Annotated in this window: 12 protein-coding genes; 6 read left to right on the plus strand and 6 right to left on the minus strand. The window is 74.3% G+C overall.

From position 1 onward, the window contains the following. Positions 1 to 95 precede the first annotated feature (95 nt). A complete protein-coding gene (locus tag ACGF0D_RS13610; protein ID WP_392915691.1) occupies positions 96 to 2,438 on the minus strand; it encodes a glycosyl hydrolase family 18 protein in 2,343 nt (780 codons plus the stop codon). A 287-nt stretch (positions 2,439 to 2,725) separates the two neighbouring features. On the opposite strand from ACGF0D_RS13610, the gene ACGF0D_RS13615 reads away from it, so the two are divergent. Both ACGF0D_RS13615 and ACGF0D_RS13620 read left to right on the plus strand, forming a co-directional pair. Next, positions 2,726 to 3,391 (plus strand): class I SAM-dependent methyltransferase, encoded by a 666-nt coding sequence (locus ACGF0D_RS13615; RefSeq protein WP_392915694.1) that lies wholly within the window; start codon positions 2,726 to 2,728, stop codon positions 3,389 to 3,391. 112 nt (positions 3,392 to 3,503) lie between these two features. Further along, the gene (locus ACGF0D_RS13620) at positions 3,504 to 4,598 is read left to right on the plus strand and encodes a TolB family protein (protein WP_392915697.1); all 1,095 of its coding nucleotides are present in this window, start codon (positions 3,504 to 3,506) and stop codon (positions 4,596 to 4,598) included. On the opposite strand, the gene ACGF0D_RS13625 is transcribed toward ACGF0D_RS13620, so the two are convergent. After that, positions 4,585 to 6,837: a hypothetical protein gene (locus ACGF0D_RS13625; protein WP_392915700.1), complete on the minus strand. Its 2,253-nt coding sequence runs from the start codon at positions 6,835 to 6,837 to the stop codon at positions 4,585 to 4,587. The two genes, ACGF0D_RS13620 and ACGF0D_RS13625, sit on opposite strands and share 14 nt — an antisense overlap. A gap of 361 nt (positions 6,838 to 7,198) precedes the next feature. Here ACGF0D_RS13625 and ACGF0D_RS13630 point away from each other — a divergent pair, with 361 nt between their 5' ends. Further along, positions 7,199 to 7,786 carry a TerD family protein gene (locus ACGF0D_RS13630; RefSeq protein WP_392877895.1) on the plus strand — a complete coding sequence of 196 codons (588 nt, stop codon included), beginning with the start codon at positions 7,199 to 7,201 and terminating at the stop codon, positions 7,784 to 7,786. A gap of 28 nt (positions 7,787 to 7,814) precedes the next feature. Here the strand turns inward: ACGF0D_RS13630 and ACGF0D_RS13635 are convergent, their stop codons facing one another. Together ACGF0D_RS13635 and ACGF0D_RS13640 are read right to left on the minus strand one after the other, a co-directional pair. Then, positions 7,815 to 9,470, minus strand: a complete 1,656-nt coding sequence (locus ACGF0D_RS13635; RefSeq protein WP_392915703.1) for an ABC transporter permease — start codon at positions 9,468 to 9,470, stop codon at positions 7,815 to 7,817. Continuing rightward, the gene (locus ACGF0D_RS13640; RefSeq protein WP_392877892.1) at positions 9,467 to 10,387 is read right to left on the minus strand and encodes an ABC transporter ATP-binding protein; all 921 of its coding nucleotides are present in this window, start codon (positions 10,385 to 10,387) and stop codon (positions 9,467 to 9,469) included. The genes ACGF0D_RS13635 and ACGF0D_RS13640 overlap by 4 nt, the downstream gene beginning before the upstream one ends. A gap of 96 nt (positions 10,388 to 10,483) precedes the next feature. Here ACGF0D_RS13640 and ACGF0D_RS13645 point away from each other — a divergent pair, with 96 nt between their 5' ends. Then, the gene (locus ACGF0D_RS13645) at positions 10,484 to 10,993 is read left to right on the plus strand and encodes a GbsR/MarR family transcriptional regulator (protein ID WP_392915706.1); all 510 of its coding nucleotides are present in this window, start codon (positions 10,484 to 10,486) and stop codon (positions 10,991 to 10,993) included. A 46-nt stretch (positions 10,994 to 11,039) separates the two neighbouring features. Here ACGF0D_RS13645 and ACGF0D_RS13650 read toward each other — a convergent pair whose 3' ends face one another. Beyond that, complete coding sequence (locus tag ACGF0D_RS13650) at positions 11,040 to 12,419, minus strand: lytic murein transglycosylase (RefSeq protein ID WP_392915708.1); 1,380 nt, start codon at positions 12,417 to 12,419, stop codon at positions 11,040 to 11,042. A gap of 564 nt (positions 12,420 to 12,983) precedes the next feature. On the opposite strand from ACGF0D_RS13650, the gene ACGF0D_RS13655 reads away from it, so the two are divergent. After that, positions 12,984 to 13,367 (plus strand): hypothetical protein, encoded by a 384-nt coding sequence (locus ACGF0D_RS13655; RefSeq protein WP_392877886.1) that lies wholly within the window; start codon positions 12,984 to 12,986, stop codon positions 13,365 to 13,367. Positions 13,368 to 13,385: 18 nt separating this feature from the next. Continuing rightward, on the plus strand, positions 13,386 to 13,694 hold the full coding sequence (locus tag ACGF0D_RS13660; protein WP_392915711.1) for a hypothetical protein: 309 nt from the start codon (positions 13,386 to 13,388) through the stop codon (positions 13,692 to 13,694). An 8-nt stretch (positions 13,695 to 13,702) separates the two neighbouring features. Here ACGF0D_RS13660 and ACGF0D_RS13665 read toward each other — a convergent pair whose 3' ends face one another. Continuing rightward, on the minus strand, positions 13,703 to 15,277 hold the full coding sequence (locus ACGF0D_RS13665) for an alpha/beta hydrolase (protein WP_392915714.1): 1,575 nt from the start codon (positions 15,275 to 15,277) through the stop codon (positions 13,703 to 13,705). Between the last annotated feature and the right edge of the window lie 126 nt (positions 15,278 to 15,403).

Here is a 15,403-nt window from a genome sequence, read left to right on the forward strand (position 1 = left end):
CGGGCCGCGCCCGGGCGGGACGGGTACGGCAGGACGAGCCGCGGGTGGCCCGCACGGATGCTCCGTGCGGGCCACCACTCGTTTCCGACGGATCGTCAGCGCAGGCTGCTGTCCATCGAATTGAGCATCGTGCCGGCGGCGTCGTCGTTCTCCAGGGAGAAGGCGAACAGCCCGCCCAGGCCCTTGCTCTTGGCGTACGCCCCGCGTGCCTGGACGGCCTGCGGGGTGTCACCGGTCCAGAAGTTGGTGCCGTCGTAGACCCAGCTGCTCTCGGTGACCGGGTCCCAGTGGGTCTGGGCCGCGGTCGGGTTGAGCTCCTTCCAGGCGGCGAGGCCGGCCTCCTGGCTCAGCGGCTTCTTCGCCGTCGGGCCGGTCGCGCTCTGGTACAGGCCGTAGTTGGAGCCGGCCGGGACACCGGTCCAGCCGCGCCAGTAGAACGGGATGCCCAGCACGATCTTGTTCGCCGGGAAGCCGCCGGGGATGCCGTACTCGGGCAGGCCGGTGGTGTACGCGGCGAGCGTGGTGTCCACGTTGTACTTGCGGGTGCCCGGGGTGATCGGCGTGGTCGGGTCGGCCGGGCTGTCGTGCAGCGGGTCCTGGTGGTTGGTCGGGCCCGTGGCGTCCCAGGCGCCGTGCATGTCGTAGGACATCACGTCGGCGTAGTCCAGGTAGGCGCCGATCTTGTCGGTCTCCAGCTGGGCGATCTTGTCCTGGCCGCTGGGCAGCGCGGCGGTCAGCAGGTACCGCTTGCCCTGGGCGGTGCCGAGGGCGTCCAGCTGGGTGCGGAACTCCTTGAGCAGCAGGGTGAAGTTCTGCTTGTCGGCCGCGGAGTAGTGGTTGCCGGTGTGGCCGCCGGCCGAGCCCGGGTACTCCCAGTCGAGGTCGATGCCGTCGAAGAGGCCGGCCGCCGAGGCCGGACCGCCGGAGGCGTCACCGGCCACGCCGGTCGGCAGGTTCCCCTTGAGGAACATGTCGACGCACGAGGAGACGAAGGTCTTGCGGGAGGAGTCGGTGGCCGCAGCGTCGGAGAAGTACTTGGAGTACGTCCAGCCGCCGATCGAGATGGTGAAGCGCAGGTTCGGGTACTTGGCCTTCAGCTGGCGCAGCTGGTTGAAGTTGCCCTTGAGCGGCTGCTCCCAGGTGTCGGCGGTGCCGTCCACGCTGGTGCCGGAGCCGTAGTCGGCCTGGTAGTCGGCGTAGGCGTCGCCCGCGCCGTCACCGGCGTTCGGGTTGGACTCGTTGGCCGAGTCGGAGGCCTTCACCGCCTGGAAGCAGGTGAACCTGGTCGGGTCGATGTTGGCGAACGCGTAGTGGACGACGTCCAGCTTGGCCGCCGCGCCGCTGGTGTCGACGTTCTTCGCGTTGTACGCGTTCTCGTAGACGCCCCACTGGTCGAAGTAGGCCGAGCGGACCGGCTGTTGGGCGGGGGCCGCCGCGGTCGTGGTGCTCACCGGCGCGGACTGGGCGGAGGCGTGGCTGCCGGAGTAGCCCTGGACGCTGAAGGTGTAGCTCCTGCCCGGCAGCAGCGAGCTGACCGTGACGGAGGTGCCCATCGAGGTGGCGACCAGCTGGCCGTTGGACCACACCTTGTACGCGACCGCGCCGTCACCGCTGGTGAGGGTGGACGGCTGCCAGGTGAGCACCACCGCGTTGGACGTCGTCCTGGTGGCCGCGAAGCCGGTCGGCGTGGTGACCTTGCCGTCCCCGGCCGGGCCGCTCGCGGTGGCCGTCGGGGTCGGGGTGGTGGTCGTGGGGGTGCCCGTCGGGCTTCCGGTGGCGGTGGGGCTGCCCGTCGCGGTGGGGCTCGCCGTCGCGGTGGGGCTGGCCGTGGCGGTGGGGCTCGCGGTGGCCGTCGGGCTGGCGGTCGAGGTGGGGCCGGCCGGGCCGGTCAGCGTGAGGTCGTCCGCGTAGTACGTGCCGGTGCCGTACCAGCCGTGGGTGAAGACCGTCACGGAGGTCGTGGTGGCACCGGTGGTGAAGGTGGTGCTCAGCTGGTTCCAGCCGGTCCCGCCGGGTGTCCAGACCGAGGAGTTGACGCCGGTTCCGGTGGCGCCCAGGTAGACGTAGCTGCCCTGGACCCAGCCGGCCAGGGTGTACGTGGTGTTCGGCTGGACGGTGACGGTCTGCTGGCACTGCGCGGTGTCGCCGGCCGAGGCGGCGCCGCTGAGCGCGTGGGTCCCACCGTGCACCGGGGTGGTGACGACCGACCCGTTGGAGCAGGTCCAGCCGGCCAGGGTGCCGGCCTCGAAGTCGCCGTTGGCGAGCAGGTTGACCGGGGCCGCCGAGGCGGAGCCGAAGGTCAGGGCGATGGCGGCGCCGCTGGTGGTCAGGGTGGCGGCCAGGGCCAGTGCGGTGGCCCTTCTGCGGTGGGCGGCCCGGCGGCCGGCGCGCTCCCCGGTGGGGTGAGCGGGCCGTGCGGGCAGGACACGGTCGTGCATGCGGTGGGTCCTCCGGATGTGTGGGGGTTTCCGGCGGTGCGGTGGCCCGGGTGGGCCGAGGGGAGCCGGCCCGGGCGCGGTGGGGGCGCGCGGGCAGGGTGACGCGTGCTGACGGGCGGTGCGCGGACACGACGGGCGGCCGACCCGTGCACGTCACGACTGAACAGATTGGACTGGACCAATATTCGCCGTCAAGGGTGTCCGCCCGCTGGACCGCTTCCGGCCGGGTCGGCGGCGGCCCGGTAGGTTGGCCGGTACGAGCAGGCCCGTCGAACGGAGGAGGCGCGATGGACAGCCAGGACTGGGACGACCGCTACGCCGCGAGCGAGCTGGTGTGGGGCGCCGCGCCCAACCAGTGGGTGGTCCGCGAACTGACCGGCCGAACCCCCGGCCACGCCCTCGACCTGGCCGCCGGTGAGGGCCGCAACACCATCTGGCTGGCCACCCAGGGCTGGGAGGTCACCGGACTGGACTTCTCCGCCGTCGCCCTGGAACGCGCCGAACGCCTCACCGCCGACCTGCCCGACGAGGTCGCCGACCGGCTCACCTGGCGCCACGGCGACGCCCGCGCGCTGGAAGCCCCCGCCGCGGGCTACGACCTCGTCCTGGTCGCCTACCTGCAACTCCCCGCCGCGGACCGCCGGACCGCCCTGCGCCGCGCCGCCGACGCGCTCGCTCCCGGCGGCACCCTGCTGGTCCTCGGGCACGACCTCAGCAACCTCACCGAGGGCGTCGGCGGGCCGCAGGACCCGGCCGTGCTCTTCACCCCGGAGGACGTCCTGGTCGACCTCGCCGACCACGGGCTGCGCACCGTCCGGGCCGAGCGGGTGCACCGTGTGGTCGGCGGGGAGCCGGGCCACAAGGGCGGCGAGACCGACGGGGGCGGTGGGGCGGCTGACGGCGGCCGGGTCGCGGTGGACGCGCTGGTCCGGCTGGAGCGGAGCGCCGGCTGACGCACCCGGCCGGCGGGGCCCGCGGCGAGGTCCGCCCGCCCCTGCCGGCCGGCGGCGCCTGATCCGCCTGGCGGCGTACGACAGCTGACGATGCGTCAACTAGCTTGTGGGCATGAGGACTCATGCGCTCGGGGCGGCCGCCGTGGCCGCCGCCCTGCTGCTGGCCGGATGCGGTGGCTCGGGCTCAGGAACCGGTGCGTCGCCGGCCGGCAGCCCGCCGGTCGACGCGCCGTCGGCCGAAGCGCCGTCGGGGGGTGCGCCGCCGGCCGGCCCGCCGTCGGCCGGTGCCGAGCGCCGCGCCGACGGCGCCCGGCTGCTCTACCGCCCCGGCGGCGGGCACAGCGCGCAGAACCCGGCCTTCGCCCCGGACGGCCGCTCGGTGCTGCTCACCGAGTTCAGCGGGGGCTACAACAAGGGCGACGCCGCCCTCGGCATCCTCCCGCTGGACGGCGGCGCGCCGCGCAAGGTGGTGGAGGATCCCGACAGGGCGGCCGTCAACCTCCCCGGCACCAGCTGGAACGCCGCCGCCGACGCCTTCGCCTTCGCCACCGACCGGGAGTCGGAGCACGACGAGGTCTGGCTGATGAGGCCGGGCGGCGCCCCCGAGCGGGTGACCAGGCACAGCGACGGCAGCGGCTACAGCGAGCCGAGCTTCTCCCCGGACGGCGAGTGGATCGTCTTCCAGCAGAGCCGGGAGCCGGAGCACACCGCCGGGCAGGGCGACCCGGCCGGGCGGGACTCGATCCGGAAGGTCCGCCGAGGCGGCGGCGAGCCCGTCCTGCTGGTGGACGGCCCGGGCACCGGCACCGACAACCGGCAGCCGAACTGGTCCCCGAAGGGCGACCGGATCGTCTTCCAGCGCCGGAGCGCGGGCCGTGACGACTGGTCACTGTGGACGGTGGGCGCGGACGGCGGCGGACTGCGGCGGGTCACCGACGTCCCGGGCGAGCACACCGACCCGAGCTGGTCCCCGGACGGCCGCTTCCTGGTGTTCTCCTCCAACCTGGGGGACCTGCCGAACGCCCAGGTCTTCGTGGTCGACGCGGAGGGCGGAACCCCCGTCCGGGTGACCCACGACGACACCGCCTACGACGGCGCGCCGAGCTGGTCCCCGGACGGGCGGTGGATCGCCTTCGAGTCCGCTCCGGGCGGCGAGACCAACCCCGCCGCCCTCTGGCGCGTCCCCGCGCCCGCTAACCCGCGGTGATCGTCACCACCGAGTACTGGGCGACGGTCAGCGGCACGCTGACCGTCGAGCCGGTGACGGTGTACGGGACGGCCTTGGGCGCCGGGTCGGTGCCGTCCGGGCTGGCGACCGTGACGGCGGTGACGCTCGCCCCGGCCGGGAGGGCGTAGGAGAGCGTGCAGTTGGCGGGTGCGCTGCGGAACGCCGCCGGGGTGTCGGCGAAGTTGCTGAAGTTCACCAGGTGGACGACGGTGTCGGTGCCGAGCCGCCGGGCGTCCAGGAAGATCCGGCGGTCCCCGGCCAGGGTGACCGCCGGCGGGGCGGACTGCCGTACCGCGGTGAGCAGTTGGTCCGCCGAGGCCTGGTCGGTCTTGGTCAGGTAGCTCAGCCCGGGCAGTGTCTTGACGTACCAGCAGCTGCCGCTGCCGTAGGAGTTCTGCCTGGTGGCGGGCAGCGGGTCGGCCCGGCGCAGGCCGAGCACGTCGGAGAGTGCGAACTCGCTGCGCTGACCGCCCAGTTCGTCCAGTGCGGTGGGTGCCGGACCGGTGATGACGATCGTCCCGCCGGCCGAGACGAAGCCGCGCAGCAGCGCCGCCTCGGTGTCCGAGACCGCCTGGAGGTTGGGCAGCAGCAGGACCTTGAACCGGGCCAGGTCCTCGGCGGTCAGGCCGGGGCTGGGCACCGTGTCGAACGGGACGTGGGCGTAGACCAGCGCCTTGACGGCGCCCCGGAACTCGCCGAGCCAGGGCAGCGAGGCGCAGCTCATCTGCGGGTCGTCGCCGCCCCACCAGTCGGCGATCCCGGCCGGGGCCGTGGCGTTGACGTACATCCCGTTGCCCTCGCCCGGGGCCACGTAGTCCCGCGACGGAGCCGAGTGGTAGACGCCGACCTGCGCGATCGAGACCGGGTCGTAGAGCTTCGCCTGGTTGGTGCGCACGAAGCGGTACATCCGGGTGCGCATCGCGCCGTCCACGGTGTCGTTCTTGAACGGGGTCTTCACCTCGTACGGGTTGCACCCGGCCGCGATCAGCTGGGACATCACCAGCGAGGCGTCGTCGGCCTGCCAGCCGTAGGAGAACGCCCAGGCGGGCTTGGTGCCGCTGGCGGCGCGGGCGTACTTGTACATGGAGATCAGGCAGACCCAGTCGGAGGCGGTGGCGTGCCGCATGCCGTCGTAGTTGCCGAGGATGTCCACCTCCCAGACCTGGCTGACGGCGCCCGGCGCCTGGCGCAGGTAGCCGCCGTCCAGGCCGATCGAGGTGGCGTAGCGGTAGTCCATCGACACGGTCTCGACGAAGGTGACCAGGTCGGGGTTGACCGAGCGGCCCGCGTCGGCGATGTCCAGCTGGAACCGGAGCAGGTTGCGGTGGCGCCACTCGACGTAGCGGCGGAAGACCGGGTCGGCGAAGTTCTGGGCCTTGGGCAGGTCGAGGCCGGTGTCGGCCCTGAACGCGGCCGCGCCCCAGGTGGAGGCGTCGCACCAGGAGAGCACGCCGTCGAAGTAGATCGGGACGTCCGGCCAGATGCCGTCCACGCCGGTCGCGGCCACGCCCTTGATCCGGTTGAGGTAGTAGTCCCGCCAGGGGGAGTTGGGGCTGAGCCAGACGCTCTCGTCGCCCGGGTCGACCCAGACCACCACGCTGCCGTAGAACACGTTGGGCTTGCCGGCGAGGTCGCGCTGGACCCAGTTCTTGCCCTGGTCGTTCTTGTAGAAGGAGCGGCCCTTCTCACCGCCGGGGGAGATCAGTTCCAGCGACGGGTAGTACATGACGACCTTGAGGCCGGCGGCGTGGGCGAGGTTGGTGAACATCTTCACCTCGGCCATGTGGGCGGCGAACTGGGCGTCGGTGAGCCAGTCGGAGAGCAGGGTGTCCAGCTCGATGACGCTGACCTCCTGTGCCTTGAGGGCGTCCACGTAGCTCTGCATGTCGGCGGGCTCGTTGAAGGTGCCGTCGGCGATGCGGGCGTAGCGGGCCCAGTCCGGCCACACCTGTGCGGCGGCGGTGTCGGTGCGCAGGCCGGCCCGCCGCGCCTGCGGCCAGAGGCCGTCGTACTGCGCGGTGCCGTGGTCGGTGTCCGGCGCCGCGGCGGCCCAGGCCGCGCCGCCGGGCAGCAGCCGGGCGGTGGCCAGCGCGCCGCCCGCGCCGAGGCCGGCCCGGAGCAGCCGGCGGCGGCCGAGGCGGGAGCCTCCCGGGCGTCCCGGTGCCGGGTGCTGTGCGGTTCCTTCGTGCCGTTCGGTTCCTTCGTGCTGCTCGGGCATGGTGGTCCCCCCAGCGTGAGCGGGCCGGCGCGGGTCGGCCCCGGCCCGGGAACGGTCGTGAGCACTGCGATGGGTGCGGACGGCGGCGCCGTCCCGGGGCCGACCCTAGACCGCGCGCCGCCCCGGCCGTCCGGTCACGGTCGACGGCTACGCCAGACGTCGGACCGCCGGTTCCCTCAGTGTGCGGACCGTCGTCGGGGGTTCGGAGGTTCGGAGGTCCGGGGGTGAGGTCTGGGGGCGGCGGGGGTGAGGCCCGGGGGAGTACGGGGTAGGGGTGCTCCCAGGACACCGTCGATGATCATAAATTCTCTACAGTGCTGTAGATTCGCGGCACGGGCGGTGGCAGAACGAGGAGGACGCGATGAGCGTTTCGCTGGCCAAGGGGCAGAAGATCAGCCTGGAGAAGCCGGGCGGCGGGCAGCTGAGCCTGGTCCGGATGGGCCTCGGCTGGAAGGCGGCGGAGCGCAAGGGCTTCCTCGCCAAGCTGCTCGCCGCCGGCCGGGAGATCGACCTGGACGCCTCGGCGGTGCTGTTCGCCCAGGGGCGGCCGGTGGACGTGGTGTTCTTCCAGCACCTCAACAGCAACGACGGCTCGGTCCGGCACAGCGGGGACAACCTGGTCGGCGGCGCGGGCGACGCGACCGACGACGAGTCGATCACGGTCGACCTGACCGCCGTCGCCGCCGAGGTCGACCAGATCGTCTTCACCGTGAACTCCTTCACCGGGCAGACCTTCCAGGAGGTCGAGGCGGCCTTCTGCCGGCTCGTCGACGAGACCACCGGCGTCGAGCTGGCGCGCTACACGCTCACCGGCGGCGGCCCGTACACCGCCCAGGTCATGGCGAAGGTGCAGCGCACGGCGACCGGTTGGCAGATGACCGCGATCGGCCAGCCGGCCGGCGGGCGGACCTTCCAGGACCTGATGCCGGAGCTGGTCAAGTACCTCTGAGCCCCGTGGCGGGGCCCGGCGCCGGGCGTCAGTCGATGTCGCGGCGCCGGAAACCGACCAGGGCCAGGGCGATCAGGGCGGCCGCGACCAGGGTGAGCACGGCGAGCGGCGTCCAGTCCATCGCGGCCGCCGGGAGCCGGGGCACCTGCCCGTACGGGGAGAGCCGTTCCAGGCCTGCGGGGAGGTCGAGCAGCGGGCCCAGGTAGCCGATCACGAACGCGTACGCGGGCACCAGCCAGGCCAGTGGCGTGGCCCGGGGCAGCCAGCCGTAGACCGCGGCGGCGAAACCCACCGTCACCCACTGGGCGGGCGCGAAGGCCAGCGCCGCGCCGGTCAGCCGCAGGAACGCGCCCCCGTCGCCGCTGGACAGCGCCCCGGCCAGGCCGAAGCCCACGCCCGCCGCGAGCAGCACGGCGGTGGAGCCCAGCAATGCCGCCGCCAGGTGCCCGCCCAGCCAGGCCGACCGTGAGACGCCGGTGACCAGCACCGGCACCGCCCGTCCCGCGCTCTCCTCGGCGCGCGGGCGCAGCGTGGCCAGCACCGCGTGGACGCCCGCGACCACCGCGACGACCAGCATGGTCAGCGCGGCGTAGGAGTCGGCGAGGGTGTGCCCGCCGAGCCGGTCCAGCGCCTCCCGGATCCGGTCGACGCCCTTGAGCATCGAGTCGGCGTCGCCGAGCAGTGAGCCGTACATCGCGCCGAGCAGCAGCAGGGCGGCCGCGAAGCCGCCGAGCAGGCCGCGGTGCAGGCGCAGCGCGAGGCCGAGCGGGGTGCCCAGGGCCGGGCTGCCGGTGGCCGGGCCGGGACGGGCGGCGCGCAGGCCGGCGCCGTGGTCCCGCCGGCTGCTGAGCGCGAACCCGGCGGCGGTGGTCGCGGCGGTCAGGGCGAGTGCGGGCAGCAGCGGCCACCAGCGGTCGTCCACGAAGGGGTAGCTGCGCTGCAGCCAGCCGATCGGGGAGGCCCAGGAGAGCGCGCCCGAGCCGGCGTCCCCGGCGGCGCGCAGCGCGTAGGCGGCGCCGAGCACGGTGAGGGCCAGCCCGGAGGCGGTCCGGGCGTGCGCGCTGAGCTGGACGGTGACGGCGGCCACCGCGGCGAACAGCAGCCCGGCGAGGGCGGTCGCGGCGCCGTACAGCGCCGATCCGGCGGCGGTGAGGCCGGGGATGCCCAGCGCGGGCAGGCCGGCCGCGAGCAGCAGGCCGAGTGCGAGGTCGGCGACGGCGGCGGTGGCCAGGGCGGCGGCGAGCGGGGCGTGCCGGCCGACGGCGGCGGAGCGGACCAGTTCGGCGCGGCCGCTCTCCTCCTCGGCGCGGCTGTGCCGGGTGACGGTCAGGACGCTCAGCAGGCCGGCCAGGACGGCCAGCAGGCCGAGCATCCGGTGGCCGAGCATGGCGCCCCAGGTGTAGTCGGCCAGGTAGTGGGCCGGGCCGCTCATGGCGAGCAGCGCCGGGTTGTCCGAGCCGTGCGCGATGGCGGCGCGGTCGGCGGCGGTCGGGTAGACGGAGCGGACGCTGTCGGCGGTGGCCAGGGTGACCAGCCAGAGGCCGAGGACCCAGGCGGACAGCCGGAACCGGTCGCGGCGCAGGGCGAAGCGGAGCAGCGTGGCGGTGCCGGCCAGGGTGGTGCCGGCTGGGCGGCGGGGTACGGCGGTACGGCCGGTGGCCGGTCCGGCGGCGGTGGCGGTCATCGCAGGGCCTCGGTGTGGTGCCCGTTGGCGGCCAGCTCGTCGCCGTAGTGGCGCAGCATCAGCTCCTCCAGGGTGGGCGGGTGGCTGACCAGGCCGCGCAGTCCGGCCGCGCTCAGGAGCCGTACGGCGGCGTCGAGTTCGCTGCTGTCCACGGCGAACCGGACCAGGTCGCCCTCGGTGCGCAGGCCGTGCACGCCGGTCAGCGCGTCCAGTCCGGCGACCGGGCGCAGGGTGCGGGCTTCGACGGTGGTGCGGGTGAGGTGGCGCAGTTCGTCGAGGGTGCCGCTCTGCACGACCCGGCCGTGCCGGATGATGCTGACCCGGTCGCCCAGCTTCTCCACCTCGTCCAGGATGTGGCTGGAGAGCAGGACGGTGCGGCCCTCCTGCTTGGCCTGGCGCACGACGTCCTGGAAGACCACCTCCATCAGCGGGTCGAGGCCGGAGGTCGGCTCGTCGAGCAGCAGCAGCTCGGCGTCGGAGGCGAGCGCGGCGACGATGGCGACCTTCTGCCGGTTGCCCTTGGAGTAGCTGCGGCCCTTCTTGGTGGGGTCGAGGTCGAAGCGCTCGACCAGCTCGTCGCGGCGGCGGCGGTCGAGCCGGCCGCGCAGCCGGGAGAGCAGGTCGATGGCCTCGCCGCCGGTGAGGTTGGGCCAGAGCTCGACGTCGCCGGGCACGTAGGCGAGGCGGCGGTGCAGTTCGACGGCGTCGTGCCACGGGTCCCTGCCGAGCATCCGGGCGCTGCCGCCGTCGGCGCGCAGCAGGCCGAGCAGCACGCGGATGGTCGTGGACTTCCCGGATCCGTTGGGGCCGAGGAAGCCGTGGACCTCGCCGGTCTCGACGGTCAGGTCGAGGCCGTCCAGCGCGGTGGTCCGGCCGAAGGTCTTGCGCAGGCCGGACAGGGTGATGGCCTTGGTCATGCTTCTGAAGCTACCGTAGTTTCAGAAAAACGTGAATATTGGGAAGACGTTAAAGTCGACATCGGGGACGAGTGATCACCGGAGAGGGGCGCGGGGATGGTACAGGGAAGCAAGGGGCCGGGGAAGTCGGAGGAGGAGCACGAGGACACGGCGGTGTCCGACTTCGTCGAGCGCTTCGCGGCGGAGCTGGTGGTCGCGGGCATGGGCCGGATGCCCTCCCGGATCTTCTCCTGCCTGATGGCGGAGGAGAGCGGGGTGCTCACCTCCGCCGAACTCTCCGAACGGCTGCGGATCAGCCCGGCCGCCGTCTCCGGCGCGATGCGCTACCTGACCCAGATCGGCCTGGTCGCCAAGGAGCGCGAGCCCGGCTCCCGGCGGGACCGCTACCGGGTGCTCGACGACGTCTGGTTCGCGTCGCTGACCCGGCGCGACGAGAACATGCTGCGCTGGATCCGGGTGCTGCGCGACGGCGAGGCCACCGTCGGCGCCGGCACCGCGGCGGGGGAGCGGCTGGCGGAGAGCGCCGCCTTCTTCGAGTTCATGATCGACGAGCTGCACGGGATGCTGGGCCGCTGGCGCGAGCACCGCGCGGCCCAGGGGCTGTGAACGAGGGGGCGCGGGTTCCCCGGGAGGAACCCGCGCCCCCGTCCGGTCACTTCGTCGGGGCGGCCGACGGTGAGAAGGCGGCGCTGGGGGTGGTGCCGGGTGCCGCGCTCGGGGTGTCCGTCGCGGTGGGGGTGGGGGTGGGGCAGCCCGGCAGCGGCGTCGCCGTCGGGGTGCCGGTGGGCGTGGCGGTCGGGGACGGGGAGCCCGTCGGGGTGGGCGTGCCGGTGGGCGTGGCCGTCGGGTCCGGGCAGGCGGTGGGCGTACCGGTCGGCGTGCCCGTGGGCGTGCCGGTCGGGGTCGCCGTCGGGGAGCTGCCGCCGCCCGGGGTGGTCGTCGGCGTCGCGGACGGCGAGGTCGAACCGCCGGGCGTGGGAGTGGTGGTGCTGCCCGGGCTAGGCGTCGGCTGGGCGCTCGGCGACTGGTCCGGGGTGGGCGTGACCGGAGCGGGCGGCTGCGGATCCGTGGTGGGCGTGCCGCCGGCGCCCGGGCCCGAACCGTCGGCCGGGAGCGTCGGGAGGCCCGGCGCGGGTGGCGAGGTGGGCGGGACCAGCGGCCCCGGCCGGTTCGGGACGGTGGCCACCGCGCCGCTGCCGAAGTGCGCCATCCAGTTGCGGACCGTCCGCAGGTACTCGCCGGAGTTGTTGTAGCTGAGCACCGCCCGGTCGAGCTGCGCCGGGTCGGCGAGGTCGCGGCCGCCGGCACACAGGTAGCGGCCGGCGGTCTCGGTGGCGTCGAAGACGTTGTTCGGGTCGGCCTTGCCGTCACCGTTGGCGTCCACGCCCCAGGAGGCCCAGGTGGACGGGATGAACTGCATCGGCCCGACGGCGCGGTCCCAGCGGGCGTCGCCGTCGTAGCGGCCACCGTCGGTGTCGGCTATCGCGGCGAAGCCGTTGCCGTCCAGCGCCGGGCCGAGGATCGGCGTCAGGGTCGTGCCCGTGGCGTCCACCTGACCGCCGTTGGCCTGGCCGGACTCCACCTGGCCGATCGCGGCGAGCAGCTGCCAGGGCAGGTGGCAGCCCGGCGAGCGCTGCGCCAGCGAGGCCTCGGCCTGGCGGTAGGCGGCGAAGACGGTGGCGGGCAGGGAGGCTCCGGTGGCCGCGAACGGGCCGGCCGAGGGCAGGCCGGGCAGCGCGCCGGGCGGCTGCGGGAGCTGGACGGTGCCGCCGCCGTCGGCCGGCACGCCGGTGCCGAAGGTGCCGGGGGCGTCCGTCGAGGGGCCGCCGCCGGGCAGCAGGCGGCCGGCGCCCTGGCTCGCGGTGTCGTTCGCCGGGCCGGCGTCGGCGACCGCGACCGGGGCGAGCCCGATGCCCGTCACCTGAGAGCCGGTCAGCGCGGCCAGCGCGGCGAAGGCCGCAGCCGTCCCCGTGACCCGCTTGCCGATCCGGAGCTTGCGCCCGCCCGTGGTTTTGCCGATCCGCACCGTCATCCGCTGCCCCTCCCCGTCGCCGTCCGGACCTTCCCCGAACGGTTGAGCTGTCGTCATCGTGCCCGCCCAGTCGAGGACGGGGCCCGCCGCCGGGACGATTAGTATCACGACGATCTGACAGGGACAGGGTGACCGGGAGACGGACCGGAGCCCTCCGAGGGGTTAACTCGGCACTTCAGCCGGGGTGCGGCCCCGCTCCGGGGTCCGCGACCTGTCGCCTCGTCGGCGCCGCCCGGCGGCAACTCCCGCGGCGAAGCCGAAAGTTGACCGGGGGACCAACTGTGGTGGGACGGGCGCCACCCGGCGCCGGACCGGCGGTTCGGAGCACGGGGGTGGTGCGTGCGCGGTGTTTCGGGCTCCCCGGAGCCGCCGGTGGCCGCCCCCTGCTGACCTGCCGGAACGTCGGGGAACGGGCTCGGCCTGCCTTACCAGGACGGGCGCCGGGGCGCCAGGGAACGGCCCGGACTCGGCCCTGGACGGGTGACGTTCTGGTGAAAGTGGGCATGCCAGGAATCACCGCCCGGCATGCTGTGCCGCGTGATGATGCGGATGGAGGTCCAGACCGTGAGCGCGAACCTGCCGGAGACCCTCGCCGAGGGAGCGGTGGTCCTGCCGGCTCCCCCTCGGGTGGTCGACGACCTGGCCCGTGACCTGACCCAGGCCGCCGCGGCCGTCCGGGCGGTGTCGCGCACCGGCCGCTCCGGCGCGGACGTCGCAGTCGCCGCGTACACCGCCGTGGTGTGCACCGGGCGGTCGGCCGCCCGCGCCCTGGAGGAGGCCGCCGCCTGGTGCCGGCAGGCCCCCGAGGCCGAGGTGCACTCGATGGCGTGGGCGCGGGTGCCGGGGCACCGGGAGGACGTCCACGAGTACCGCGTCACCATGGCCGTCAGCTTCCCCGACGGCGAGACCGGTGAGTACGTCGGCGACACCCATCACGCCTGCCGCTGACGCCGTATCATCACCTCCATGACTGAGGGGGGTACGAACGACATGGTGAACGGGCCGACCACCGGTCAGGACGGTGCGGCCGCGGGGGAACGCGCCGACGGCCCGCGGGAGTTGTCGCGGGCCGCCGCCGTCGCGGTCACCGTGCTCGCGGCGGTGTTCGGCGCCGCGGTGCTGCTGGCCGTGTTCCACTGGCTGGGGTGGACCGTCCCGTGGATCGGCTGGATCGTCGCCAAGGCCGGGATCAAGCTCGCCGTCGGAGGGTTCGCCGGGCTGGCCGTCGGCTTCGCCTGGCTCCGGGCCGGGCTGCGGGCCAGGACCGGGAGCTGACCGACCGCTCAACCGGCCTGCGGGGACGGGCAGGTGAGGTCGCGCTCGGGTGCGGTGTCGTCCAGCAGGTAGCGCTCGACCACCCCGCTGACGCAGGCGTTGGACGTGGGGTACTGGCCGTGGTCGCCGTTCCCGGTGACGGTGACCAGCCTGGAGCCGCGCAGCGCGCGGTGGGCGCCGAGCGCCGCCTCGTAGTACGTCGCCGGATCGTGCACCGAGTTGAGCATCAGCGTGGTCGGCAGATGGGCGCCGGTCACCTTGACCTCGGGCGCCGGGGCGACCGGCCAGGCGGCGCAGACCGCGCTGAAGGCGAGCGTCCGGGCGCCGGCCAGCGGCCAGCGGGCGGTGTTCTCCGCGCCGCGCCGGATCCAGGTGCCCAGGTCCCTGGTCCACGGGGTGTCGTTGCAGGTCACCGCGAAGTACTCGGCCGCGAACTCCGGGCTGAGGTAGCTGTTGTAGGCCTTCGCGGCCGCCGCCCGGGTGGCGGGGTCGGCGTCCTGCCAGGTGTCGAGGGTGGCCAGCAGCCGGGCCAGGGCGGGGAAGTCGGACGCCCGGTAGATCGCCGACATGGCGAGGCTGTCCAGCTGGTTCGGGCCGATCGTCAGCGCCCCCTCGACGATGGGGGAATCGTGCAGCGCGGCGCGCCGCTGCTCCCAGTGCGCCCGCACCTGCTCCGGCGTGGAGCCCCAGTGGTAGGTGGCGTCCCTGGCCGCCAGCCAGGGCGTGAAGTCCTCGTCGAAGCGGCGCTGGAAGCTCATCGGCTGGCCCAGCTGGTACTTCTCCCAGGTGCCGTCGAAGCCGATGTTGCTGTCCAGCACCATCCGCTCGACCCGGTGCGGGAAGAGCGTCCCGTAGTAGGCGCCGACCATCGAGGCGTAGGACGGGCCGTAGTAGCTGATCTTGCGCTCGCCGAGCAGGCCGCGGAACAGGTCGATGTCGTGGGCGGTCTGCTCGGTGGTCAGGTAGGGCAGGAGGTCTCCGCTGCGCTCCTGACAACTGGCCGCCAGCTTCCTGGAGTTGGCGATGACCCGGTCGATCGCCGCGGGGGACTGGTCGCGGTAGTCGCCGGCCAGGAACTCCTGGAACTCCTCCCGGGTCTGGCAGACCGCCCTGGTGCTCTCGCCGACGCCGCGCTGGTCGAAGCCGACGATGTCGTACGCGGCGGCGACCGCCGGGGCGCCTGCGGCCAGGTAGGCCGGGCGCGCCAAGCCGGTGCCGCCGGGGCCGCCGGCCGCCATCAGCAGGGTGCCCTTGCGCTTGGCCGGGTCGGTGGCGCGGTGCCGCGAGACGGCGATGGTCAGGTCGGCCCCGGCGCCGGGGTGGTGCCAGTCGCGCGGGGCGGCCATGGTGGCGCAGTCCAGCGTGGGCTGCCCGGCGCAGGGCTTCCAGTCGAGGGTCTGGTGGGTGTAGCGGGCGGGCGCCCGGTCGGCGTCGCCCGGGTCGCGGCCGGTGGCGGCGCCCGCGGTGGAGGGTGAGGCCAGGCCGGCCAGGACGGCGGCGACGGTGAGGGCCAGGGTGGTGCGGCGGGTGCGCCGGGCGCGGGGTGCGGCGGTTCCGGTCTGCCGGGTTGCGGTCTTGGTCACGGGAACGATCCTGCCCCGGGCCCGACCTGATGACCGATCTCGCCAGCCCCCGTCTTCGGGGTGGTGCTGGGTACACCCCCGCCGGGGCGGGGGCTCCAGTAGGCCCGGCGGGCGGCGGGTCAGTAG

Origin of the sequence: Kitasatospora sp. NPDC048298, from assembly GCF_043201465.1 — a bacterium.
In the GTDB taxonomy this organism is placed as follows: domain Bacteria; phylum Actinomycetota; class Actinomycetes; order Streptomycetales; family Streptomycetaceae; genus Kitasatospora.